This window comes from Roseateles sp. (assembly GCF_052436255.1).
Taxonomy (GTDB): Bacteria; Pseudomonadota; Gammaproteobacteria; order Burkholderiales; family Burkholderiaceae_C; genus Pelomonas.
In genome coordinates this window covers 20,281-44,211 of sequence record NZ_JBQVNP010000019.1, presented here as the reverse complement: position 1 = coordinate 44,211, position 23,931 = coordinate 20,281, and the positions used below count along the sequence as shown (strand labels likewise).

The following is a 23,931-nucleotide window of genomic DNA, read 5'->3' as shown; positions in this document are numbered from 1 at the left end:
ATGCCTTGCCTCCCTGTCCTGGCGGGGCCGTCCCGCGTTCTACACATCGGAGGTTCCCCATGGCACGCAGCAGCTTGCTCGGCATCGACCCCGCCGCGGCCGAGCCCGCCGGCCGTGACAAGGCCAGCCTCGGCCCGGGCGACAGCTCCGACAGCGGCAGCGACGTCGTCGGGCTCGACAGCGACGAAGACGACGCCGATCCCGGCCTGCCGGTCGATGTCGCCCTGCGCGATGACCAGATCGCCCCGTTGCCGCTGGGCGAGTCGCTGGCGTCCAGGGAGGATGGTGCCGGCGTGCGCGACGGCGCCGACATCGGCGTGGACCGCATCTTCACGCCGGACCAGCCCGAGGGTGACCTCGACCGCGACACGCCAGCGCTCCGGCTGCTGGAGGAGGCCGAGACCGATCCCGAGGACGAGGAGGGCGACGAGGAGGGCGTGAATGCCGACGACGCCCCGACGACCCGCAGCGGCCGCCGTGCGCGTCCGGTCGACGAGCCTCCCAGCGAGGAAGCGCTGCCGGGCGTGAGCGATCCGGCAGAGCGTCGTCCGGGCCGCGGTGACTAGCGAGCTGGCCGCAGCCAGGTGGCGGGGCCGCTGGACGCGGCGCCCGCATCAGGTCATCAGGCCGCCGCGGCGCGGGCCTGGTCGCGCAGCGTGCGCACCGCCACGTGGTTGCGCTTCACGCCTTCGTACTGGCGCTCCACGATCATGCGCACATCGGGCGGCAGCGCCTCTTCCAGCGCCTCGCGGTAAGAGGCCAGTGCGGTGTCCTCGCCGCGCTCGGTCTCTTCCAGGATGGCCTTGTCGGTATAGCCGGCCAGCGTGCCCTTCACGGCTACCCAGCCACGGTGCATGGCACCGGCGGCCGTGCCGCTGTCCTCGGCCTTGCCGCCCAGACGTGCCACCTGGGCCTGCAGCTCGGCGGCGGCCTGGCGGCATTCCTCGGCGCGGCGCACGAACGACTGCCTGATGGCCGGGTCCTTGATGTATTCCGCAGACGTGCGGAAGCCGTATTCGCCATCCTTCGAGGTTTCGATGAGGTCGTTCAAGGTGTCGATGATGTCGTCGTTGCTCATGGCAGGTCCTTTCGCGGGTCGATGAAGACGCCGCCGCAGCGGCGCGGCGGCGAGCCCTCGGAATGGCAACCGACGTGCCTGGGTTGCGGCAGGCGCTGGCGGGGCTCAGCCGGTCGCTGACGCCGAGCGCCTGGCGCGCGCGGTGACGATGGCGGCCTGCAGCGTCGCCAGCATCTCATCGGGGGCGCAGGGCTTGCGCAACTGGATGAACTCGCCCTCGGCGACCACCGTGTTGCTGAAGCCGCTGATCAGCACGACCGGCAGGCCCGGGCGCTGCTCCCGCAGGCGACGCGCCAGCGCCACGCCGTCCATCGCACCGGGCATGACCACGTCGGTCAGCACGACATCGGGCCGGCCGCCTCCCTGCAGCAGCGCCAGGGCGGCCGCGGCGTCAGCAGCGCGCAGGACCTTGGCGCCATGCGCCAGCAGCAGCGCGGCGGTCACGTCGGCCAGCGATGCATCGTCCTCCACCAGCAGCACGGTCGAGCCGGCAATGCTTTGCTCGGCCACTCCGATGGCCGGCGCGGGCGCGTCTTCCTGGCTTTGGGCCACCGGCAGCAGCAGCGAGACCGTCGTCCCCACGCCGGGTGTGCTGGCCAGCCGCGCGGTGCCGCCGGCCTGCGTCGCGAAGCCGTAGACCTGGCTCAGGCCCAGGCCGGTGCCCTGGCCCACGCCCTTGGTGGTGAAAAAGGGCTCGAAGGCATGTTCGACCAGGCTCGGGTCCAGCCCCATGCCGTCGTCGCCGACCGTCAGCAGCACGTAGTCGCCCGGCGCCAGATGGTTGAGGCCTTCCTTGTCATGCGGCTCGGCGTTGCCGGCCCTGAGCCTGAGCTCGCCGCCAGAGGGCATGGCGTCGTGGGCGTTCAAGGCCAGGTTGACCAGGGCCAGGTCCAGTTCGTTGGTATCCACACGCACCGGCCAGATGTCGGGCGCGACGTGCACCTGGATCTCGATGCGCCGGCCCAGCACGCTGCGCATCAGCTCCTGCACCTCGGGCAGGTAGCGGGCCAGCGACAGCGTCTGTACCCGCACGGGCCGCCGGCCGGCAAAGCGCAGCAGGTGCTGGGTCAGCTGGCTGCCCTTGTCGACGGAGCGCTGGGTCGCGCTGAGCGGCGCCTGCAGCTCGGCGGCGCTGGGGTGGCGCTGCATCAGGTGCATGCTGTTGCTGATGACGCCGAGCAGGTTGTTGAACTCGTGGGCCACGCCGCCGGTCAGGCGGCCCAGCGCCACGACGCGCTGGCTCTGCGCGCCGCGCTGCTCCATCTGCCGGGTGCGCTCGACGGCCTCGGCCACGCTGCGCTCGAGTTCGGCGCGGGCGCTGCCCATGCTGCGCCCCGCCTCGGCCAGCGCCGCGGCCACCTCGTCGGCTTCGACCATGCCGGTTGGCCGGGGCTGCACTGGCCGGCCGGCTTGCAGGTCCTGGGCCATGCGCTTGAGTGTGCGAACCGGCAGCTCCACGCGGCGCGCCACCCAGATGGCGCCCGCCATCGCCAGCCCCAGCAGCACCAGCGCGCCGATGATGACGCGCTGCACCGCCTCGGGCAGGCGGCCGGCGAACTGCTGTCTTGGCATGGCGCTGACATAGCTCCAGCCCAATGGCGAGGTGCTGAAGTAGCCCGTCGTCGGCACGCCGTCCAGCGACACCGACTCAAAGCGGCCCGCGGACGCCTCCGCCATGTGCTGGCGGAGATCCGGGCTGGCCTGGCGGCCCACGTAAGCAGCGCCACCGGGTAGCCGCGCGACGAGGCGACCGCTGCTGTCGACGACCGTGCCTATCCAGCCCGGCCGTGGCGCCTGGGCCTGCACGATGCGCTGCAGCTCCGAGGGGCGCACCGTGACGACAAGGTTGTAGACCAGGCGGCCACTGCGCGTCACCGGCTCCACCCAGGCGGCATGCAGCTCCTGCGGGTTGCCCGGCTTGGCCGTGGCCAGCGGCGTCAGGGGCAGCATGACGGCCCTGGGGCTGAGCTCGGCCGGACCGGGCGCCTCGCTGGGCAAGCCCTCGGCCTGGCGGGTGCTCAACAGGACGCGGCCGGGCGCGCGCACCTCCACCCAGCCTTCCATGCCCTGCAGAGCGCGGCGCGCCAACTGCTCGAAGCTTTGGCGTTGCTCGGGATCGGACAGCTTGGCGCCGTCCAGCGCGGGCGACTGCGCCAGCACGTGGGCCACGGCGGCGCGGCGCAGCAGTTCGCCATCGACAAGCATCGACAGCGCCGAAGCGGTGTCGCGCAGCGAGCGTTCGTGGGTATGGCGCACGGTTTCGTAGCTGTCGGCGATCAGCCAGGCAACACCGAGCATGCCGGGCAGCAGCACGGAGAGTACGAGCAGGAGCAGTCGGGAGCGGATGGTGACCGGCATGGCAAGTCCAAGACAGCGCAGGCCCACGCGAGGCAGGGCGGAATTCAAGACGCAGCCATAACTATGACGGACCTGCCGCGGCGCGCCGCAGCCCGGCCCCGGCCCACGGAGGAGTCTTGTTTTCAGGCCGCCGGCAAGCGGTGTTCCCGGCTCTGGTTGCTCAGGTGTAGCGCTTGCGTGCGCCAGATCTTGGTGGCACGCGCAGCAGCGAGCGCAGCGACGGCGGCGGCGCCCGGTGGTGGCCTTCCAGGAAGAGGCGCAGCAACCTCAGGCCGCGCCGGCGCCGGCACACGCTGCGCAGCCCGATCAGCAGCGGCACGGCGATGATGGCGCCGACGATGCCCCAGAGCCAGCCCCAGAACAGCACCGACACGAAGACCGAGACTGTGCTGAGCGACAGCCGCCGCCCGACGATCACCGGGCTGACGAGGTTGCTTTCGATGCCGTGGATGATCATGAAGGCCAACATCGGCCCGAAAACCGCCGCTCCGGTCTCGAAGGCGCTGATGCCGGCCAGCAACAGCATTGCCATCAGCGCCGCCGGGCCGAGATAGGGAATGAAGCACAGCAGCGCCGTCAGCACGCCCCACAGCGTCGGGTTGGGCAGGCCCAGCAGCCACAGCGCCAGGCCCGTGGTCAGGCCGGCAAGCCCGTTGATGATGGCCAGCGCGGCGAGGTAGCGGCTGATCTCGCGCTGGGCCGCGCGCAAGCCGCCCAACATCAGCGCGCGCGTGCGCTGCCGCGGCATGGCCTCGACGAGGCGCGACAGCAGCCAATGCTCGGACGCCAGCAAGAAGTAGGTCAGGATGACCGTCGCCGCGGCCGCCAGCACGAAGGAAAGGCCACGCGCCAGCACCAGGCCGGTCAGGGCGACGCCCTCGCTGGCCAACCTCTCCCTGAGGGGGTCGGGCGCCGGGTCGGCCGTGGGTGCCGCGCGGCCGGCGCGGGCGGGTGGCGGTGAGGCCCGGCGCAGGCCGGGCACGGCGTCGCGCAGCTTTTCAAGCTGGTCGAGCAGCTGGGCTACGGTTTGCGGGGCCTGCTCCCACCAACTGGCGGCGGGCCGGGCCAGGCTGGCCGCCAGCGTGACCGTGCTGAGCAGCAGCGCCAGCACCAATAGCAGCGCACCGAGGGACGCAGGCACACCGCGACGGCCCAGCCAGCGCACCGCGGGCGCCAGCGTGAAGGTCAGCATGACGGCCACCAGCACGGGGGCCAGCAGCGGCCTGGCCTCGCGGAACGCGAACACCAGGCTGATCAGGAACAGGCCTCGCAGCGCCCAGGCGCTGTGGCGCGTGCGTGGCGGCTCGTTGCTGGAGGCGGATGGCGTCATGGACCGCGGGCTTGGATGGGCCGGCCCCGGTCCTGCCTGACTTCAAGCGCTCGAGGCGTCAGTTGGCGGCGCGCACGATGATGTTGTTGCGCACCTCTTTCACGTCCGGCACGGCGCGAGCGAGCTGGCCGGCGCGGTCCTTCTCGGCCTGCGATGTGGCGAAGCCGGCGAGCTGCACGGTGCCCTTCAGCGACTCGACCTGGATGCGCATCGCGCTGACCTGGGTGTCTTCGGCGAAGCGCGCCTTGACGCGCGTGGCGATGGTGGCGTCGTCGACGTACTGGCCCACGGTGCTCTGGCCGCTGGTGACGGCGCAGCCGCTGCCGGCCAGCGCGGTCAGGACGACCATCGCGGCGATGAGGATCTTTTTCATGTGTGCTCCTTGCGCGAGGTATCTCGCCTGGCGGCGAAGGCAACGGGCGTGCCCGGTCTGTGTCGCCGGCCTGTCGCATCGGCCGGCAATCCGGGCAAAACCGCCGCCGGCGCTCAGTTCGTGACAGACGGCACGCTTTGCCGCAATTGCCGGTCGCCGGGCGAGCGATCGGTAATTCGTGCAATCGGCGTGCCCGCCCGTCCTGGAATGAGGCCCCTGCCAGGGTTGTCTACGCCCTGGCAGAGGCGGCTTTGTGTCTGGATGCAGTTGCACCGCCAGACCCGGCACGGAGGTTGCGTTAGCTGATGTCGGGCCGCACTGCGCTGCAGCAATGTGGCTGCCACGACCGACTGCGAAAGACGAGACATGCCCTCCATGGATCTCCGTGCCGATCACCGGCAAACCCAGACCTTGTCCCCACGGCTGCAGCATGCAGTGCGCCTGCTGCAAATGTCCTCGCTGGACTTTGCCGCGATGCTGCGCGAAACGTTGGGCAAGAACCCTTTCCTCGAAGTCGAGGACAACGATGGCGGCGACGGCGCCGAGGCCGGTGAGGGCGCGCTGCCGCTGGCTGCCCTGCAGGATGGCGGCGCCGATGTCGGCGTGCTGGCCAGCGTGGCCGCCAACGACGCCAGCGCCGAACCGGGCGGCGCCTCGAGTGACGAACTCGCCAGCCCGATGGAAGGTGCCGACAACGGCGAGAACGACCGCGACCTGTGGGCCGCAGACGGCGGCGCCGGACTCAAGCGTGCCGAGGACGGCGAGCTCAGCGCGCTGGACATGATGGCCGTGGAAGCCTCGCTAACGTCTCATCTGCATACGCAGTTGAACGTGATGCCGCTGTCCGAGCGCGACCTCGCGATGGCCCGCACCGTTGTCGAGTCGCTGGACGACGATGGCTACCTGCGTACGCCGCTGGAGGAGCTGATCGGCGTGACGAGGCTCGACCCCGCGCCCGAGCTGCAGGAGATGCAGATCGCGCTGAAGCTGGTGCAATCGCTCGACCCGGCCGGCATTGCCGCGCGCGATGTCGCCGAATGCCTGCTGCTGCAGCTGCCCGGCATCAGCTGCCCGGAGACCCGCGCACTGGCCCACAGGATCATCACCAGCCATCTGTCAGCGCTGGCTGCGCGCGATGTGTCTTCGCTGGCCCGCCAGCTCGGCGAGCCGCCGGCGCGCGTCGAGGCCGTGTGCGACCGCATCCGCCGGCTCGACCCTCGGCCGGGCTGGCGCTTCGGCTCATCGCATGTGGCCTATGTCGTGCCGGACGTCATCGTCAGGAAGGTGCGTGGCCAGTGGACGGTGCAGCTCAACCCGGCCATCGTGCCCAAGGTGAGGCTCAACCAGGTGTATGCCCAGCTGTTTGCGCGCCACCGAACGCCGGCCAATGCCGAGCTGGGGGCGCACCTGCAGGAGGCGCGCTGGACGCTGCGCAACGTCGAGCAACGCTTCTCGACCATCCTCGAGGTGGCCGAGGCCATCGTGCGCCGCCAGCACAATTTCCTGGACTACGGGCCGATGGCGATGAAGCCGCTGGGCCTGAAGGAAATCGCCGAGGAGGTGGGCATCCACGAGAGCACGGTCTCGCGCGTGACCAACAACAAGTACATGGCCACGCCCGTCGGTGTGCTGGAGCTGAAGTACTTCTTCAGCCGCGCCATGATCAGCGCCAATGGCAGTGCCTGCTCGGGCACCGCCATCCGCGGCCTCATCAAGGACATCATCGAGGCCGAGAGCCCCGATGCACCGCTGTCGGATGCCGAGATCACGCGCCAGTTGGCCCAGCAGGGCTTGGTCGTGGCGCGGCGCACCGTCACCAAGTACCGCCAGATGCTGAAGATTGAAGCCGTCGACCGCCGCCGCCGCGTGGCCTGAAGCACATTGCCCGTGAGAAGGGCCGCCTGCGGGCGGTCCTTCTCACTCAGCAGGCGCCCCCGGTGGGGCGGCGCCTTGGTGCTTACTTGGTCTTGGAACTCGACGAGCTGCCGGACGAGCCCCCGGACGAACCGCTTGTCGACGAACCGCTGGCCGATTCGTTGCTGCTGCTGGCGCTGCCGCTCAGGCCGCTGCTGCCCTCACCGGCGCTGCCCGCCTGCCGGCTCTGCCGCCAGGTCGAGAAGTCGTCCGAGAATTTCTTGTAGCGGTCCTGGCGCCAGTTTTGATAGTCCTGGTCCAGCGAGCGCAACTGCTCGTTGCGCCATTGGTGGTAGTCGGGGTCGAACTGCTCACCCTGGCTGGCGCCATAGCCGCCGCTCTGCTGACCGTAGCCGCTTTGCTGGCCGTAGCCGCCCTGGTAGCTGCCACCACCCTGATAGCCGCCACCTTGACTGCCCTGGTAGCTGCTGCCCTGATAGCTCTGGCCGGAGCCGGGGCTGCCAAAGCCGCCATGGCTGCCCGACCCGCCGTAGCTCTGGCCGCCGTAGTTGCCCGAGCCGCCACTGCCTTGATGGCCGCCTTGGTAGCCGCCCTGGCCGCTGCCGCCCTGGTAGTTCTGGCCATGGCCCTGGCCGCCGTAGCTGCCCGATCCGCCACTGCCTTGATAGCCGCCCTGGTAGCCGCCCTGGTAGCCACCCTGACCGCTGCCACCCTGGTAACTCTGGCCCGAGCCCGGGCTGCCGTAGCCGCTCTGGCCGCCGTAGCTGGCGCTGCCTTCGCTTTGCTCGCGGAAGGTGCCGCCTTGGTAGTAGTCACGCGACTCGCCGGAGCCGCCCGGGCCGCCTTGCGGGCCGCGCAGGCCGCCGCTCTGGGCGTAGTGCTGGCTGGTTTCGTTCTCGTAGCCGCCGTGCTGGGCATTGCCGCTCTGGCGGCTGCGTTCGTGTTCGCCGTAATTGGCTTGCTGGCCGCTGGAGCGGCGCCCTTGGTCGTCATGTCGTGACATGGAAATGTCCTTTCAAGCTGAGTCGTCGTCGTGTCCGCAGGCGCGGCCTCTTTGCCGGATCGCCTGTGCGTTTTTTGCGGCAATGCGCATACCCGTGGCGGCGCCGCGCCCGGGCCCCGCGCTTGCCCTGTCGGGGCACCCGCGCATCCGCGCCGGGACCACTTATGGAATGGAAAGAGCTATGGCCAACACCAACACCTCCCATCTGACGGGGCTGTTCCCCGACCGCGACAGCGCCGAGCGCGCCTATCAAGGCGTGGTGGAGCGCGGGTACACGTCCAACGACATCGACGTCGTCATGTCCGACGAAACCCGCAAGCGCCATTTCGGCAATGAAGCAGGCCGCGAGACCGAGCTGGGCAACAAGGCCGCCGAGGGTGCCGGCATCGGCGCCGGCATCGGCGGCACCATCGGCGCCATTGCCGCAGCGGTCGCGGCCGTCGGTACCAGCGTGGCCTTGCCAGGCCTCGGGCTGGTCATCGCGGGCCCGATCGCGGCGGCACTGGCCGGCGCTGGCGCAGGCGGTGCGGCCGGCGGCCTGGTGGGCGCGCTGATCGGCTGGAACATCCCGGAAGAGCGCATCAAGGAGTACGAGAGCGGCCTGCGTGAAGGCGGCATCCTGATGGGTGTGCGGCCCCGTGACGATGTCGATGCGGCGCATCTGGAAGAGCATTGGCGCACCCAGGCCGGTGGCCAGAAGGTCTACCGCTAACTGCCCCCTCGGGCGCCGTGCCGACGCTGGCACGGCGCCCTTGGCGCCGGTCTGAATTGCGGCAGTCTTTGCGGCAGCGGGCTAGGCACACCGCACCCGCGCCGCACATCAGGAAGGGCGCCGATCTGCTGGCGCGCAGCCGCGAGAGGCGACCTTCCTGCTCGAATGAAGGGCCTGCCGTCAGCGTGCTTCCTGGCCGGGTTCGGAGATGTCGCGCAGGGCCTTGTCGATGTGCCCGGAACCGCGCACCGCCAGGTCGCCCAGCGACACGATGCCGACCAGCTTGCGATCAGCATCGATGACGGGCAGGCGGCGCAGCTGGCGGTCACCCATCATGCGTTTGGCGTCGTCGACATCCTGGTCGACCGTGAGGTAGACGATGTCGGGCGTCATGATGTCGGACACGCAGACGTCGTCAGGGTTGAGCCCATCGGCCACGCCGCGCACGGTGATGTCGCGGTCGGTCAGCATGCCCAGCAGGCGCTCGCCGTCGCAGACGGGCAGGGATCCAACGTCCAGCTCCTGCATGCATTGCGCAGCGCGGCGCAGGCTCTCCTGGGGCTGGATGGTGCGGACATCGGTGGACATGATTTCGGCAATGGTGGACATGGGCGGTCTCCGGCTTGGGTGAGCCACCCTTGTGGCAAGGCGGATGCCGGGCACGCGACCTGCCTTGCCCGTGTCATGAACGAACCCGGTTTTCACAATCTCGGCGTGGCCGGCCCCGCCACCGCGGCCCGACGGCTTTGCCGTTGACCCGCGCCGCGATGCCCAAGCAAGGCGTCTGCGCGCTCTCCGTGCTGACTGACGATCACCTGGCATTCAGCCGCGTGTTCGACCGCTTCGAGCAACAGCGGGCCGCCGGCGCGGACGCTGCGGCGCGCCTGCAACTGGCGCGCGAGATCTGCCAGCGCCTGAGCGTTCATGCGACGGTAGAGGAGGAACTGTTCTACCCGGCGGCCTTCGATGCGCTCGAAGACGAGCAGGTCATCACCAGTGCCGCCAGCGACCATCGCATCCTGCACGCACTCATCCGCCAGATTCAGCAAATGGACGAGCGGGACGAGGGGCTCGATGCGCGCATGGCTCAACTGCACCGGCTGGTCAGCGAGCATGTTGAGCAGGAGGAGGGGCCGCTGTTCACGCGACTGGCCTTCACCAGTCTGGATCTGGAAGACCTGGGGCAGCGCATTGCCGCGCGGCGCGACGAACTGATGAGCGAGCCGGGCCCGCTTGTCTAAGCCTGCGAGACAGCCCACCGACCTTTGCGGGCGGCGGGCTGCCGGGGCTTCAATTGAAGAAGAGATAGACCAGCAGCAGCACGATGCCGGGGACACCGAGAAGCCAGGCCAGAAAGTATTTACCCATGGTGATCTCCTGAAGTGGTGCTGCCAAGGATGTCCGCGCCGACTGCGGCGAAGAAGCGGACGAGACCCGGCCGGCGCGTAGGAAGAGCGGCACGCCCCACCGGGCTGGCGGTCGGCACCATCGCCGAGGCATGCAACGACATGCTGCGCGGCGTAGGACTGGACCCACCGGCGGACAGGGCCGATGCTGGCGATCGGCGGTCTGTGTGCTCGGTAAATTCACCTCAGCCCCACAGGCATCCCGTCACAAGGGCATTCAAGGAGTAAGACATGAACAGCGACCAAATCAAGGGCAGTGTGAAGGATGTGGCCGGCAAGGCGCAGCGCAAGTTGGGCGAGGCCGTCGGCAGCACCGAGCACCAGGTCAAGGGGGCCGCGACCCAGGTCGAAGGCAAGGCTCAGAAGGCCGTCGGCAATGCGCGTGAAGCCGTCAAGGACGTGCGCGACGCCAATCGCAAGATCTGATCGTCATTGATCCCACATCACGCCGCCGGGCTGAGAGGCCCGGACGGCGTGTACCCACGAAAACGAGGTAAGCCATGCGTCCCTACAAGAACTCCCATCCCGCCTTTCGCCATAGCGCCACGCTGGCGCTGATCACCGCCGCATTGGCCGCGGCGGGCTGCTCATCCATGAGCGAGCGCGAGCAAGGCACGGCCAAGGGCGCTGGGGCCGGTGCGGTGGCTGGCGCCATCATCGGCGCGACCACCGGTGGCAATGCCGGTCGCAGCGCCGTCATCGGCGGTGCCGTCGGCGCCATCGCCGGCAACCTGTGGTCCAAGCGCATGGAAGACAAGCGCGCCGCGCTGGCCCAGGCCAGCCAGGGCACAGGCGTCGAGGTGGCGCGCACGGACGACAACCGGCTGCGCCTGAATGTGCCGAGCGACGTGTCTTTCGACACCGGCCGCGCCGACATCAAGCCGCAGATGCGCCCGGTGCTCGACGAGATTGCCCGCAACCTCGACCCCAATGTGCGCGTGACCGTCGTTGGCCACACCGACAGCACCGGCAGCGATGCCATCAACGAGCCGCTGTCGCGCGAACGCGCCGCGGCTGTGCGTGACTACCTGACCGCCCGCGGCCTGGCCAGCCAGCGTGTCAGCATCGCCGGGCGCGGCTCGCACGAGCCCGTGGCCAGCAACGACAGCGCAAGCGGTCGCGCCGCCAACCGGCGGGTCGAGATCTTCCTGTCCGAGCAGCAGGGCTGACGCTCAGTCGGCCCGGTAGCCCAGGGCCTGCATGGGCGCCACAAGGGACTGCTTGTAGGCGTCGAGCTCGGCCCAGGGATCGGCCTTGCGCGCTGCCACGTGCTGTGGCGCATTGGCAAGCGTCCAGTGCGCCGCGCCGGTCAGCGCGGGCAGTTCGTCCCAACTGATCGGCATGGCCACACCCAGACCGGGCCGCGCCCGCAACGAATAGGCCGCCACCGCCGTGGCGCCGTCGCCATTGCGCAGCCAGTCCACGAAGATGCGGCCGACGCGGTTGGCCGGCCCGCTTTTGGCCACGAAGCGCTCGGGATGCTCGCGCGCCAGTCGCTGCACCACGGCCTGTGAAAAGCCGCGCACGACATCCACCGGCCAGCGCGCTGCCAGCGGCACGACCACGTGCAGGCCCTTGCCGCCGCTGGTCTTGAGCCAGCTGCGCAACTGCAGTTGCTGCAGCAGGTCGCGCACGAGCAGGGTGCCGTCGCGCACCTCGTCCCAGCCGACACCCTCGCCAGGGTCGAGGTCGAAAATCATGCGGTCGGGCTTGTTCAAGCGCCTGCGGCGGGCGTTCCAGGGGTGGAACTCGAGGGTGTTCATCTGCACGGCGCTCAGCACCGCCCTGGGGCTGGCCACTTCCATCAGGGCCTCGTGGCCCGGCCACAGGTCGGCATCGAGCACGTGCACGCCGGGCAAGGCCGCCTTGCCAGGGTGCTTCTGGAAGAACCCGGCCGCGCCGACGCCCTCGGGCGCGCGCAGCAGGGCCACCGGCCGGCCCTTGAGCTGGCCCAGCAGCTGCGGCGCGACGGTTTCGTAGTAGCGCGCCACGTCGCCCTTGGTCGCACCGCTCTCGGCGTCGACGATGCGCTCGGGGTGGGTCAGCTTCAAGCCTGCTCCGGCGGCCGCCATCAGCCGGCTGGCAGTACCGCGCCGCGCTGGGCCTGCGATGGCCAGCGCGGCGGTTCATGCTCGGTGCTGCCGGCGAGCTTCTCGACGTAGGTGGCCAGCGCTGCCCAGTCGAGCAAGCGCGCATCGGGCTCGCGCAGCGGCGAGCGGCGCCAGACGGTCTCGCTGCCGTTGTCCAGCAGCAGGCCGGCCGCCCCCGCACGGTGCCCGGCCTCGACATCGTCCAGCGTGTCGCCCACCATCCAGGATCGCGACAGGTCGACCCCATGGCGGTGCGCCGCGCGAACCAGCATGCCCGGCGCGGGTTTGCGACACAGGCATGCCGGGCGCCCCTGGCTGTCGGGGCTGTGCGGGCACACCTCCACGCCGGTGATGCGCACGCCGAATTCGTCGTGAAGGCGTTGCAGCAGAACCTGCTGCAAGCGTGCGAATTCGGCGCGGGTGATGCGGCCACTGGCCAGGCCGGCCTGGTTGGTGACGATGACCAGGGCCACCCCTGCCGTCTGCAGCCGGGCCAGTGCCTCTCCGGCGCCCGCGCGCAGGCGTAACAGCAGGGGGTCGGCGGGGTTGGCGGTGGATTCGACCAGCGTGCCGTCCTGGTTCATGAACAGGCAGGGCCGGCCGGGCGTGCGTGGGAGGTGGCGGGCCGCCGGCAGGACATCGAACCGCGGCATCAAATCCATGAGGTCTCCTGCTTTGGCGACACGGTCAACAAGGGGGTGACGGTGCCCTGGGGCAGAGGCAGCCCATGGACGGTGAGGAGGCGGCGGTTGGCTGGCGGCATGGCGGATGCGTGGGCGCCGCGAAGCTGCGGCAGATCCACGGGCAATCCGTGTGCCCGCTCAGGCTGGGAGCGGGTTGCTGCCGGGTGTGAGGATGATCTTGCGGCAGCCGTCCTGCTTCTTGTCGAACATCTCATAGCCGCGCGCGGCGTCGCCCAGCGCGAGCTGGTGGCTGACGATGAGTTCGGGCTTGAGCTCGCCGTTGCCGATGCGCTCCAGCAGGGCCGGCATGTGGGCTTGCGCATGGGTCTGACCCATGCGGAACTGCAAGCCCTTGTCGAAGGCATCGCCGAACAGGAAGCCGTGGATGAAGCCGGCATAGACGCCGGGCACGCTGACGACTCCGCCGCGGCGCGTGGCGGCGATGGCCTGGCGCAGCGCCTCGCCGCTGCTGCCTTCGAGTTTGAGCGTGGTCAGCACGGTCTCGACGGTGCTGCCCTTGGCCTCGAAGCCGACCGCGTCGATGCTGGCGTCGACACCGCGGAACTGGGTGGCCTCGATGATGGCCTCGGCCGGATCGTCGACCTTGTCGAAGTTGATGGGCTCGACGCCATAGGTGTCGGCGGCGAACTTGAGGCGGTAGTCATGGTGGTCGACCATGAAGATGCGCGCCGCGCCCAGCATGCGCGCGCAGGCCGCGGCCATCAGACCGACCGGGCCGGCGCCAAATATGGCCACGGTGCTGCCCGGGCCGACCTGCGCGTTGACGACCGCCTGGTAGCCGGTGGGCAGGATGTCGGACAGGAACAGCACCTGCGCGTCTGTCAGTGCATCGGGGATGACGAGCGGGCCGGTGTTGGCCATGGGCACGCGCACGTACTCGGCCTGGCCGCCGGGCACGCCGCCGTAGAGATGGGTGTAGCCGAACAGCGCGGCGCCGGGCCGCAGGCTTTTCTTGTTGAGGATGGCGCCGCGGCCGTCGTTGGTGGTCTCGCAGGCCGAGAACAGGTCGCGCTCGCAGAAGAAGCAGCTGCCGCAGGCGATCACGAAGGGGATGACGACACGGTCGCCCGGCTTGACGCGCGTGACATCGGGGCCGACCTCCTCGACAACGCCCATGAACTCATGGCCGAGGATGTCGCCATCCTTGAGCCCGGGTACCTTGCCGCGGTAGAGGTGCAGGTCCGAGCCGCAGATGGCCGTGGCCGTCACGCGCAGCAGGATGTCCTGGCCATGCCGCAGGACGGGATCGGGCACGTTGTCGACGCGAACGTCGTGGCTGCCGTGATAGGTGAGTGCGCGCATGGTGAGGGCTCCTTGAGGTTGCGCTTCGTGGGCAACCGACGTGCCGCTCGCTGCGGGCATGGGCCTTGCCGCGACAAGTCCCCGACGACAGCAACAACAGCCATGAACGACGATTCGACCCCACGCCGGCCCCATGTCTACCCTGATGTCGACGGCGAGCGCAGCACCGCGGGCAGCAACTACGGCGACTGGCGACCCGAGCAGCCGCGCGGCCCGCACGGCTACGACTTCGAGGCGCGTTTCACGCCGCCGGAGCAGGACCCCGACTTCGACCGCCTGCGTGCCGAGTACGAAAGCGAGCTTGATGCTCGGCACCCGAGCTGGCGCGATGAGCCGCAGCGCCGCCTTGCCGACGACTTTGGCCGCTGGCGCGAGCTGCGCGCGGCCGCCGGCCAGGGCGGCAAAGACCCCGGCGACAACCCGGGCCGGCAACGCTGAAACGCGGCCGCGCTCAGCGGCCTCCTACAGCCCGACGCGGTCTCGGCCCCGTCCGCTCGGGCCAAGGGCGGCGTAGCTTCGCGGGCAGCACACAGGAGATCCCATGGCCACCGCTACCCGCTCCATCGCCTCGCTGACGCTCAGCTTCGGCCTGGTCAATGTGCCCGTGCGGCTGTTCTCGGCCACCGAGTCCGGCAGCGAGATCCGTTTCAACATGCTGGCCAAGGACGGTTCGCGGCTCAAGCAGCAATACGTCAACGAGCGCACCAGGGCCGTCGTCGAGCGCAAGGACATGGTCAAGGGCTATGAGGTGGAGGACAACCAGTTCGTGCTGTTCACGCCCGAGGAGCTCAAGCAGCTCGAAGAGGGCAGCAGCCACGTCATCGAGATCGTCAGCTTCGTGCCGCTCGAATCCATCGACCCGCTGTTCTACGACAAGAGCTATTTGCTGGCGCCCGACAAGCGCGGCGAAAAACCTTATGCGCTGCTGGCGGAGGCGCTGCGCCAGTCGGGCCGCTGCGCGCTGGCCAAGTGGGCCTGGAAGACCAAGCAGTACGTCGCCCAGGTGCGTGCCAACGACGACGGGCTGATCCTGCAGCAGCTGCGCTATGCCGCCGAGGTGAGGTCGCTGGCCGACCTCGACATTCCGAGGGCGCCGGTGTCCAAGCCCGAGCTGCAGCTGGCCCTGCAACTGGTCGACCAGATCGCCGCCGACAGCTTCGACCCGACACTGTTCCGCGACGAGGAGAAGGAGAGGGTGCTGGCGGCCATCGAGGAGAAGGTCAAGGGAAAGAAGATCGTGGCCTCGTCCCGCGAGGAGCCGGGTGCCGTCGCCGGTGGCCAGGTCATCGACCTGATGGACGCACTGCGCGCGAGCCTTGGCGCCAAGTCGGCGGCCAGGGCCGAGAAGCCGTCTGCCAAGGTCACGGCGTTGCCGGCCCGCAAGACGGCGCGTCGCACGACCGCCGAGCCTGAGGCCGCAGCGCCGAAGCGGGCGCGCGCGCAGAAATAGCCATGGCGGAGCCGGCGGCCTACACGCTCAGCCAGGTGCGCCGCCTGGCGGTGCTGCCACGCGGCTTCATCGCCACGTTGGTGGAGCTGGGCATCCTGGAGCCGCAGGAGGGCCTGCGTTTCACGCATCAGGATCTCGTCGTGCTGCGCACGGCCAAGCTGCTGCGCGACGCCGATGTTCCCGCGCGCAAGATCGTCCAGGCACTGCGCAACGTGAAGGCCAACCTGAGTTCGACTCACCTGGCGAGCGTGCGGCTGCGCGCCAATGCCGGCGCCGTGGAAGCCAGCGCCGGCCCGCGCCGCTTCGATGCCCTGTCCGGCCAGCTGCTGCTGCCGCTGGACGATGCGGAGCCCGGGGGGCTGCACAGCTTTGCGGCCACGAGAGAGGCCAATGCCTGCGTGGCCCACGCGCTGCAGGTCGAGGCCAGCGACGAAGAAACGGCCGAGGCAGCCTACCGGCAGGCGCTGCAACGGGACCCGGCCTGCTGCCCGGCCTACGTGAACCTGGGTGCGCTGCTTTGCGAGATGGGTCGGCATGCCGAGGCGCTGGCGCTGTGCGAGGAGGCGCTGAGGTGGTGTGGGGGCAGCCCGCTCGTGCACTTCAATCGCGCCATCGCGCTGGAAGATGCGCAGCGGCCCGACGAAGCCGTGGCGGCGTACGAGCGCTGCCTGCAAATCGACCCGGCCCTGGCCGACGCCCACTTCAACCTTGGCGTGTTGCTGGAGCGCCTGGGTCAGAGCCAGGGCGCCTTGCGTCACTTCAGCGCCTTCCGGCGCTTTGCCCACGCATGAGCAAACCCGCACCGGCCGACCTGCCGCTGGCCCGCTACAACGCCAAGCGCGATTTCAGCGCCACGGCCGAGCCCGAGGGCAAGGTCGGCCGCGGCAAGGCCAAGGCGCTGGCCTTCCTGGTGCAGAAGCATTGGGCCTCGCGCCTGCACTACGACTTCCGCCTGGAACTCGACGGCGTCATGCTGAGCTGGGCCGTGCCCAAGGGGCCGAGCTACGACCCGGCCGACAAGCGCATGGCCGTGCGGGTGGAGGACCACCCCATCAGCTACAACCGCTTCGAGGGCGAGATCCCCAAGGGCCAGTACGGCGCCGGCCGCGTCATCATCTGGGACCGCGGCAGCTGGACGCCGGTGGGCGACCCGCACGAAGGCCTGGCCAAGGGCAAGCTGATCTTTCATCTGCATGGCGAAAAGCTGGCCGGCCTGTGGGAGCTGGTGCGCATCGCCAAGCCGGGCGAGAAGCAGGAGCCCTGGCTGCTGCTGAAGAAGCGCGGCGACGCCTGGGCTCGGCCGGGCAGCGACTACGACGTGCTGACGGCGCTGCCGGACAGCGTCGTGGCCACACCGCTGGGCCTCGTGGAGGAGCGCGAGCCGCGTGCGGTGGCGGCACCCGCTCAGGCGGCCGGGCCCGACCTGTCCAGGGCGGTCAAGGCCGCGCTGCCCAAGACGCTGTCGCCTCAGCTTGCCACGCTGGCCTCGGGCGTGCCGCCCGGTGGCAGCTGGGTCGTCGAGAACAAGTTCGATGGCTATCGCATGCTGGTGCGCATCGCCGCCGGCAAGGCGCGCCTGATCACCCGCAACGGCAACGACTGGACCGAGCGGCTCAAGCACCTGGCCGCCGAGCTGGAGCAGATCGGCATCACCCAGGCCTGGCTGGACGGCGAGATCGTCGTCATGAACGAGCACGGCGTGCCCGACTTCAACCGCCTGCAGGACGCCATCGACGGCGCCCGCAACGCGGACATCGTCTTCTACTTGTTCGACGTGCCCTTCCTGGGCGACCGTGACCTGCGCGAGGTGCCGCTGCAAAGCCGCCGCGCCGTGCTTCAGGAGCTGCTCAAGGACCACGCCGGCCCGCGCATTCGGTTCAGCGACGCGTTGCGGGCCGCGCCCACCGAGGTGCTGGAGGCCGCCTGCCGGCTGGGGCTGGAGGGCGTCATCGTCAAGCGCGCCGACGCGCCCTACGTCGGCCGGCGCAGCGACAGCTGGCTGAAGTTGAAATGCCAGCGTCGCCAGGAATTCGTCGTGCTGGGCTTCACCGATCGCAGCAACTCGGCGCAGGAGGTGGGCGCGCTGCTGCTGGGCTATCACGACGGCGGCAAACTGCGCCACGCGGGCGCGGTGGGCACGGGCTGGTCGTCCACGCAAGGGCGGGCGTTGCACAGGCAGCTGGTGGCGCTGGAAACCAGGCAGCCGGCCGTCCACCCCGAGGCGCCGCCGGCCAGCCGCCGGGGCGGGCGTGCGCGTGGCGCCGAGCGCTGGGTCAAGCCCGAGCTGGTCGTGGAGATCGCCTTTGGCGAGTGGACGCCTGACGGCCACATCCGCCATGCGAGCTTCCGCGGCGTGCGCACCGACAAGCCGGCGACGGCCATCGTGCGCGAGGAGGGCGCGCCCGCTGCGGCCAAGGCAAAACCCAAAGCCACGGCACGCAGCGCGCCGGCCATCAAGGTCTCCAGCCCGGACCGCGTCGTCGACCCCGCCTCGGGCGTGAAGAAGCTGGAGCTGGTGCGCTACTACGAAAGCATTGCGGAATGGATGCTGCCGCATCTGCGCCAACGCCCCGTCTCCTTCGTGCGGGCGCCGCAGGGCATCACCGGGCAGCTCTTCTTCCAGAAGCATGCCGAGAACGCCATCCACGGCGTCAAGGAGCTGGACGCTGCGCTGTGGCCGGGGCATGCGGCGCTGCTGGTCGTCGACAGCGTCGATGGCCTGCTGGGCGCGGCGCAGTTGAACGTCGTCGAGTTCCACACCTGGAACACCACGGCCAGGCGCATCACGCAGCCCGACCGCGTCATCTTCGACCTCGACCCCGGCGAGGGCGTGCCGTGGGCGCATCTGCAGGAGGCCGCCGTGCTGACGCGTGCGCTGCTGGAGGAGCTGGGCCTGCAGGCCTGGCTGAAGACCAGCGGCGGCAAGGGCCTGCATGTGGTGGTGCCGCTGACCCCCAAGCTCGACGACGCCGGGGTCAAGGCCTTCGCGCAGGCGGTCGTCGCCCACATGGCCCGCCACATCCCGCAGCGCTTCGTCGCCAAGAGCGGCCCCGCCAACCGAGTCGGCAAGATCTTCATCGACTACCTGCGCAACGGCCACGGCCAGACGACGGTGGCCGCCTTCTCGGCCCGCGCACGGCCCGGTCTGGGCGTGTCCGTGCCCATCGCCTGGGAACAGCTGGCTGAGTTGAAGAGCGGCGCGCAATGGACGGTGCAGACCGCGCGCGACCATGTGTCGCTGCAGAAGGCTGACCCATGGGCCGACTACTGGAAGAAGCGCCAGTCGATCAAGCGCTGGCCGCCTGGGTCGGCGCCTCAGCCTGCCGCGCAAAAGCGTTGAGCACGGCTCTGGCGCTGGCAGCCGGCCGCGGCTGACCGCTGCCGGTCGGCTGCATCCGATCGACCCGGTGTTGCGTAAAACGCCCGGCAATCCACAACTTGACCGAGAGCCTGTCATGAACAACTTCTTCATCAAGCGCGCAAGCCTTGCTGCACTCACCGTCGCCAGCCTGGCCGCTTGCTCCACCATGGCGCCGGAGCCTGAAGGCGCGCTGCGTGATGAAAGGGCAGTCGCCGTCACCGCCTCGAACAAGCTGCTCAAGTTCAATGCCGGCCGCCCCGGGCGCATCCTGGCCAGCCTCAACATCACCGGGCTGCAGGCTGGCGAAACCCTGCTGGGCATCGACTACCGCGTGTCCAAGGAGCAGCTCTACGCGCTGGGCAGCACCGGCCGCCTTTACGTCGTCGATGACGAGACCGGCGCAGCGACCATGGTGGGCAGCCCGTTGCCCGTGAAGCTCGAAGGCGCGCAGTTCGGTTTTGACTTCAACCCGGCGGTTGATCGCATCCGGGTCGTCAGCGACAGCGGGCAGAACCTGCGCCTGCACCCCGACACTGGCGCGGTCGTCGACGGCAACGCGACGCTCGAAGGCGTGCAGACCGACGGCAAGCTGGCCTATGCGGCGGGCGACACCAACGTCGGCAAGTCGCCCGTCGTCGTGGGCGCCGCCTATAGCTACAACAAGGCCGACCCCAAGATCACAACCAACTTTGCGCTGGACGCGGCCACGGGTGCGCTGGTGACGCAGGGTTCGCGTGAAGGCGTGGCGCCCGCCGTATCGCCCAACACGGGTCAGCTGATGACCATCGGCGCGCTGGGCGCGGCGTTCTCGAGCGCGGCCTTCGACATCCAGGCCTTGAGCGACGCGGCCTTCGCAGCCCTGAACAGCGATGGCGCCATGGACAGCCGCTGGGTCATGATCGATCTGAAGACGGGTGCGGCCAAGGCGCTGGGCACCGTCGGTGGCGGTGAGCGCGTGGTGAGTATGGCGCTGGAGCCCTGAAGCCGGCGTGCGCCCGGTTGCCCCGGGCACTCCGCACTCAGCCGCCCCAGCGGTGCCGGAACACGCACCCGGCGCGGAAAGCAAAAGGCCACCCGGGCAGGGGTGGCCTTTTTAAAGAGTGGTGCCGGCAAGAGGAGTCGAACCCCCGACCTTCGCATTACGAATGCGCTGCTCTACCAACTGAGCTATGCCGGCCGTGACGGTGAAGTCAGCCCAAGAGTATAGCGGCTGTTTCTAGTCGGCTTCCTGGTGGTAGCGGGCGATGCGCTCGACCTCGTTCCTGGAACCCAGCGCGACGGCGACGCGCTCATGCAGCTTGCCGGGCTTCAAATCCATGATGCGCTCCGTACCATTGACGGCCGCGCCGCCGGCCTGCTCGACGAGGAAGGCCATCGGGTTGGCCTCATACAGCAGGCGCAGCTTGCCGGGCTTGTCGGGCTCGCGCCGGTCCCAGGGATACAGGAAGACGCCGCCGCGTGTGAGGATGCGGTGCACGTCGGCCACCATGCTGGCGACCCAGCGCATGTTGAAGTCCTTGCCGCGTGGGCCGGTGGTGCCGGCCAGGCATTCCTCGATGTAGCGCGTCACCGGCGGCGCCCAGTGGCGCATGTTCGACATGTTGATGGCGAACTCCTTGGTGTCGTCGGGAATGCGCACCTGGTCCTGCGTCAGCACCCAGGAGCCGGTCTCGCGGTCCAGCGTGAAGACGGCCACGCCGTCGCCCACCGTCAGCACCAGCATGCTCTGTGGGCCGTAGACGCAGTAGCCGGCCGCGGCCTGCTGCTTGCCGGGCTGCAGGAAGTCCTCCTCCGACACCCCGCGCGAATGGCCCACCTTGCGCAGCACGCTGAAGATGGTGCCGATGGAGACGTTGACGTCGATGTTGCTGGAGCCGTCGAGCGGGTCGAACAGCAGCAGGTATTCGCCTTGCGGGTAGCGATTCGGCACGACGTAGATGCCATCCATCTCCTCGCTGGCCATGGCCGCGAGGTGGCCGCCCCATTCGTTGGCTTCGATCAGCACCTCGTTGGCGATGATGTCGAGCTTCTTCTGCACCTCGCCCTGCACGTTCTCGCTGCCGGCGGTGCCGAGCACGTCACCCAGGGCGCCCTTGTTGACGGCGATGGCGATGCGCTTGCAGGCGCGCGCGACGACCTCGATCAAGAGGCGCAGTTCCTGCGGGATGTGGCCGTGCTCGCGCTGCTGCTCGACGAGGTATTGGGTCAGGCTGGTCTGGCGACTCATGCCAAGGCCCTTTCAACGATCTCGCGCACGTCGCTGGACAGATCCGGCTTGGCGGCCACGCGGGCGATGGCCTCGCGGGCTGCGCTGCGATAGGGCTCGGCCAGCACCGACCAGCGGTCCATCGCGCGGGCGATGCGGCTGGCCAGCTGCGGGTTGATGGCGTCGATGGCCAGCACCTGTTCGGCCCAGAACACATAGCCCGCCGCGTCGGCGCGGTGGAAGGCGGCGGGGTTGAACATGCACAGCGAAGCCAGCAGGCTGCGCGCGCGGTTGGGGTTCTTCAGGCTGAAGTCGGCGTGCTTCATCAGCGACTTGACCCGCGCAAAGACGCGGCCCTCGGCCTCGGGCGCGCGGGCCTGCAGCGCGAACCACTTGTCCACCACCAGCGCGTCGTCCTTGAACAGCGCATGGAAGCGCTCCAGCGCGGGTGCGGCCAGTGCGGCGTTGGCGTTGACCAGCGCGGCCAGGGCGCCCATGCGCTCGGTCATGTTGGACGCGTCCTTGAAGCGCTGGTAGGCCTTGCCGGGCCACGCCGTGTCGCCGGTGGCCTGCGCGTCCAGCACGAGCATGGACAGCGCCAGGTTGGCCAAGGCGCGCTTGCCGGACGAGACCGGGTCGGGCGTGTAGCCGCCCTGGACCTGGTGAGCCTCAAAGGCGGCGGCCCAGTCGTCGCGCAGCGCGCTGGCGAGCTGCTGCTGTGCGGCCATGACAGCGGTGTGGATGGCCTGCGGGTCGACGACGTCGAGCTGCTCGGCGATATAGCTCTCGCCCGGCAGCGTCAGCGCCAGTTCCTTGAAGGCCGGATCCAGCTCGGCGTGGTTGAGCACGCCGCGCATCGCGTCGATGAAGACAGGGCTCAGCACCAGCGGCTGGCCGGCCCGCAGCGCGGACAGGATGCGGTTCAGCGCCAGGCGTTGGCCGGCTTCCCAGCGGTTGAAGGGGTCGCTGTCATGGCGCATCAGCACCAGCAGGCCGGCGTCCGACAGGCCATCCTCCAGCACGACGGGTGCGGAGAAGCCGCGCAGCAAGGAGGGCACGGGCTCGCTGTCGATGTTCTCGAAGACGAAGGTCTGCTCGGCCTGGTCGAGCACCAGCACCTGTTCGGTGTCGCCAGCCGCATTCAGCGCCAGCGCGGCGCCGTGGCGGTCCAGCAGGCCCATGACGATCGGAATGACCTGGGGCTGCTTGGTCGCCTGGCCCGGCGTGGCGGGCGTCTGCTGCGTGAAGCGCAGCGTGAAGGTGCGGGCGCCGGCGTCATGCTCGCCGTGCGCAGTGACGCGCGGCGTGCCGGCCTGCGAGTACCAGCGCTTGAAGGTATCCAGGCGCGTGGTCAGCGCAGACTCGGGGTTGGCGTCTGCAATCGCCTGCGCGAAGTCATCGCAGGTCACGGCCTGGCCGTCGTGGCGTTCGAAGTAGAGCTTCATGCCCGCCTCGAAGCCTTTGCGGCCGACCAGCGTCTGGTACATGCGCACCACCTCCGAGCCCTTCTCGTAGACGGTGGCGGTGTAGAAGTTGTTGATCTCGCTGTAGCTGTCCGGGCGCACCGGGTGGGCCATGGAGCCGCTGTCTTCCGGGAACTGCAGGGCGCGCAGCTGGCGCACGTCCTGGATGCGGCAGACGGCGCGGGCTGATGCGCTGCCGGCCATGTCCTTGCTGAATTCCTGGTCGCGGAAGACGGTCAGGCCTTCCTTGAGCGACAGCTGGAACCAGTCGCGGCACGTGACGCGGTTGCCGGTCCAGTTGTGGAAGTACTCATGGGCGACGATGGACTCGATGCGGGCGAAGTCCGCATCCGTCGCGGTCGCGGACGAGGCGAGCAGTGCACTGGTGTTGAAGATGTTCAGGCCCTTGTTCTCCATCGCGCCCATGTTGAAGTCGGACACGCCGACGACCATGAAGCGCTCCAGGTCCAGCGGCAGCTCGAAGCGCGCTTCGTCCCAGACGATGGAGGCGATCAGCGAGTTCATCGCGTGCTCGGTCTTCTCCAGGTCGCCGCGGCGTACATAAACCTGCAGCAGGTGGTCCTTGCCGGCGCGCGTGCGGATGCGCTGCTCGCGCGCCACCAGATCGCCTGCAACCACGGCGAACAGATAGCTGGGCTTGGGGAAGGGGTCATGCCAGACGGCGAAGTGGCGGCCGTTGTCCAGGCTGCCGCTGCTCGTCAGATTGCCGTTGGACAGCAGCACCGGGTACTTGGCGGCGTCGCCGCGCAGCGTGACCGTGTAGACGGCCATCACGTCCGGGCGGTCCAGGAAATAGGTGATGCGGCGGAAGCCCTCGGCCTCGCACTGCGTGAAGAAGCTGCCGCCCGAGGTGTACAGGCCCGACAGCGCCGTGTTCTTGTCGGGGCAGCAGGTGTTGCGGATCTCGAGCGCGAAGTCGGCGTCGGGTGCGCCCTCGATGATCAGCTCATGGCCCTCCTGGCGGAAGGACACCGAGGCCCCGTCGATCAGCACGCGCAGCAGGTTCAGCTCCTCGCCGTGCAGGCGCAGCGGGCCGTGCGGCACGGCGCGGTTGCGCTCGACCTGCATCTTGCTGGTGACCATGGTCTTGGCCGGGTCGAGGTCCAAGGTCAGGTCGACCTTGCGGATCCAGAACGCTGGCTGCTGGTAGTCCAGGCGTTGGATCAGGGTGGCGGTGCCTTCACGCATGAGGGGCTTCC

General features: G+C 69.4%; 22 protein-coding genes and 1 tRNA gene. 11 read left to right on the top strand and 12 right to left on the bottom strand.

Annotated elements, in window-relative coordinates; all coding sequences use genetic code 11:
• Positions 1–59: 59 nt before the first annotated feature.
• Positions 60–566, top strand: coding sequence for a hypothetical protein (locus tag ACT6S0_RS07090; RefSeq protein WP_444763190.1), 507 nt, complete (start codon positions 60–62; stop codon positions 564–566).
• A gap of 56 nt (positions 567–622) precedes the next feature.
• On the opposite strand, the gene ACT6S0_RS07085 is transcribed toward ACT6S0_RS07090, so the two are convergent.
• The 4 genes from ACT6S0_RS07085 to ACT6S0_RS07070 form a co-directional block, all read right to left on the bottom strand.
• The gene (locus ACT6S0_RS07085; RefSeq protein ID WP_444763189.1) at positions 623–1,078 is read right to left on the bottom strand and encodes a PA2169 family four-helix-bundle protein; all 456 of its coding nucleotides are present in this window, start codon (positions 1,076–1,078) and stop codon (positions 623–625) included.
• Positions 1,079–1,183: 105 nt separating this feature from the next.
• Positions 1,184–3,436: an ATP-binding protein gene (locus ACT6S0_RS07080; RefSeq protein ID WP_444763188.1), complete on the bottom strand. Its 2,253-nt coding sequence runs from the start codon at positions 3,434–3,436 to the stop codon at positions 1,184–1,186.
• Between the two features lie 160 nt (positions 3,437–3,596).
• The gene (locus tag ACT6S0_RS07075; RefSeq protein WP_444763187.1) at positions 3,597–4,766 is read right to left on the bottom strand and encodes an AI-2E family transporter; all 1,170 of its coding nucleotides are present in this window, start codon (positions 4,764–4,766) and stop codon (positions 3,597–3,599) included.
• 58 nt (positions 4,767–4,824) lie between these two features.
• On the bottom strand, positions 4,825–5,139 hold the full coding sequence (locus ACT6S0_RS07070; RefSeq protein ID WP_444763186.1) for a BON domain-containing protein: 315 nt from the start codon (positions 5,137–5,139) through the stop codon (positions 4,825–4,827).
• Positions 5,140–5,505: 366 nt separating this feature from the next.
• Between ACT6S0_RS07070 and rpoN the strand changes: the two genes are divergently transcribed.
• Positions 5,506–7,014, top strand: a complete 1,509-nt coding sequence (gene rpoN / locus ACT6S0_RS07065; RefSeq protein ID WP_444763185.1) for an RNA polymerase factor sigma-54 — start codon at positions 5,506–5,508, stop codon at positions 7,012–7,014.
• A gap of 82 nt (positions 7,015–7,096) precedes the next feature.
• Here rpoN and ACT6S0_RS07060 read toward each other — a convergent pair whose 3' ends face one another.
• Positions 7,097–8,017, bottom strand: coding sequence for a hypothetical protein (locus ACT6S0_RS07060; RefSeq protein ID WP_444763184.1), 921 nt, complete (start codon positions 8,015–8,017; stop codon positions 7,097–7,099).
• Between the two features lie 181 nt (positions 8,018–8,198).
• Here ACT6S0_RS07060 and ACT6S0_RS07055 point away from each other — a divergent pair, with 181 nt between their 5' ends.
• Entirely contained in the window at positions 8,199–8,729 is a 531-nt protein-coding gene (locus ACT6S0_RS07055; RefSeq protein ID WP_444763183.1) for a hypothetical protein, read from the top strand.
• Positions 8,730–8,909: 180 nt separating this feature from the next.
• On the opposite strand, the gene ACT6S0_RS07050 is transcribed toward ACT6S0_RS07055, so the two are convergent.
• On the bottom strand, positions 8,910–9,338 hold the full coding sequence (locus tag ACT6S0_RS07050; protein WP_444763182.1) for a CBS domain-containing protein: 429 nt from the start codon (positions 9,336–9,338) through the stop codon (positions 8,910–8,912).
• Between the two features lie 143 nt (positions 9,339–9,481).
• Here ACT6S0_RS07050 and ACT6S0_RS07045 point away from each other — a divergent pair, with 143 nt between their 5' ends.
• The 3 genes from ACT6S0_RS07045 to ACT6S0_RS07035 all read left to right on the top strand — a co-directional run bounded on the left by ACT6S0_RS07045 (position 9,482) and on the right by ACT6S0_RS07035 (position 11,304).
• A complete protein-coding gene (locus ACT6S0_RS07045; protein ID WP_444763181.1) occupies positions 9,482–9,970 on the top strand; it encodes a hemerythrin domain-containing protein in 489 nt (162 codons plus the stop codon).
• 396 nt (positions 9,971–10,366) lie between these two features.
• Positions 10,367–10,561, top strand: coding sequence for a CsbD family protein (locus ACT6S0_RS07040; RefSeq protein ID WP_444763180.1), 195 nt, complete (start codon positions 10,367–10,369; stop codon positions 10,559–10,561).
• Positions 10,562–10,635: 74 nt separating this feature from the next.
• Complete coding sequence (locus ACT6S0_RS07035; protein WP_444763179.1) at positions 10,636–11,304, top strand: OmpA family protein; 669 nt, start codon at positions 10,636–10,638, stop codon at positions 11,302–11,304.
• A 3-nt stretch (positions 11,305–11,307) separates the two neighbouring features.
• On the opposite strand, the gene ligD (ACT6S0_RS07030) is transcribed toward ACT6S0_RS07035, so the two are convergent.
• The 3 genes from ligD (ACT6S0_RS07030) to ACT6S0_RS07020 all read right to left on the bottom strand — a co-directional run bounded on the left by ligD (ACT6S0_RS07030) (position 11,308) and on the right by ACT6S0_RS07020 (position 14,231).
• Entirely contained in the window at positions 11,308–12,186 is an 879-nt protein-coding gene (gene ligD, locus ACT6S0_RS07030; protein WP_444763178.1) for a non-homologous end-joining DNA ligase, read from the bottom strand.
• Positions 12,187–12,206: 20 nt separating this feature from the next.
• Positions 12,207–12,887 carry a D-glycero-alpha-D-manno-heptose-1,7-bisphosphate 7-phosphatase gene (locus ACT6S0_RS07025; RefSeq protein WP_444763177.1) on the bottom strand — a complete coding sequence of 227 codons (681 nt, stop codon included), beginning with the start codon at positions 12,885–12,887 and terminating at the stop codon, positions 12,207–12,209.
• A 159-nt stretch (positions 12,888–13,046) separates the two neighbouring features.
• The gene (locus ACT6S0_RS07020) at positions 13,047–14,231 is read right to left on the bottom strand and encodes a zinc-dependent alcohol dehydrogenase (protein WP_444763176.1); all 1,185 of its coding nucleotides are present in this window, start codon (positions 14,229–14,231) and stop codon (positions 13,047–13,049) included.
• A 102-nt stretch (positions 14,232–14,333) separates the two neighbouring features.
• Here ACT6S0_RS07020 and ACT6S0_RS07015 point away from each other — a divergent pair, with 102 nt between their 5' ends.
• The 5 genes from ACT6S0_RS07015 to ACT6S0_RS06995 all read left to right on the top strand — a co-directional run bounded on the left by ACT6S0_RS07015 (position 14,334) and on the right by ACT6S0_RS06995 (position 20,024).
• Positions 14,334–14,669, top strand: coding sequence for a hypothetical protein (locus tag ACT6S0_RS07015; protein ID WP_444763175.1), 336 nt, complete (start codon positions 14,334–14,336; stop codon positions 14,667–14,669).
• A gap of 103 nt (positions 14,670–14,772) precedes the next feature.
• Positions 14,773–15,681 carry a non-homologous end joining protein Ku gene (ku, locus tag ACT6S0_RS07010; RefSeq protein ID WP_444763174.1) on the top strand — a complete coding sequence of 303 codons (909 nt, stop codon included), beginning with the start codon at positions 14,773–14,775 and terminating at the stop codon, positions 15,679–15,681.
• 2 nt (positions 15,682–15,683) lie between these two features.
• On the top strand, positions 15,684–16,472 hold the full coding sequence (locus ACT6S0_RS07005) for a tetratricopeptide repeat protein (protein ID WP_444763173.1): 789 nt from the start codon (positions 15,684–15,686) through the stop codon (positions 16,470–16,472).
• Positions 16,469–19,021, top strand: a complete 2,553-nt coding sequence (gene ligD / locus ACT6S0_RS07000; protein ID WP_444763172.1) for a DNA ligase D — start codon at positions 16,469–16,471, stop codon at positions 19,019–19,021. The genes ACT6S0_RS07005 and ligD (ACT6S0_RS07000) overlap by 4 nt, the downstream gene beginning before the upstream one ends.
• Positions 19,022–19,136: 115 nt before the next feature.
• Positions 19,137–20,024 (top strand): DUF4394 domain-containing protein, encoded by an 888-nt coding sequence (locus ACT6S0_RS06995; protein WP_444763171.1) that lies wholly within the window; start codon positions 19,137–19,139, stop codon positions 20,022–20,024.
• A gap of 119 nt (positions 20,025–20,143) precedes the next feature.
• On the opposite strand, the gene ACT6S0_RS06990 is transcribed toward ACT6S0_RS06995, so the two are convergent.
• From ACT6S0_RS06990 to pepN, 3 genes are all read right to left on the bottom strand, one after another.
• Positions 20,144–20,219: transfer RNA gene (locus ACT6S0_RS06990), tRNA-Thr, on the bottom strand.
• 39 nt (positions 20,220–20,258) lie between these two features.
• On the bottom strand, positions 20,259–21,269 hold the full coding sequence (locus ACT6S0_RS06985; protein ID WP_444763170.1) for a class 1 fructose-bisphosphatase: 1,011 nt from the start codon (positions 21,267–21,269) through the stop codon (positions 20,259–20,261).
• Positions 21,266–23,920 carry an aminopeptidase N gene (pepN, locus tag ACT6S0_RS06980; protein ID WP_444763169.1) on the bottom strand — a complete coding sequence of 885 codons (2,655 nt, stop codon included), beginning with the start codon at positions 23,918–23,920 and terminating at the stop codon, positions 21,266–21,268. The genes ACT6S0_RS06985 and pepN overlap by 4 nt, the downstream gene beginning before the upstream one ends.
• Between the last annotated feature and the right edge of the window lie 11 nt (positions 23,921–23,931).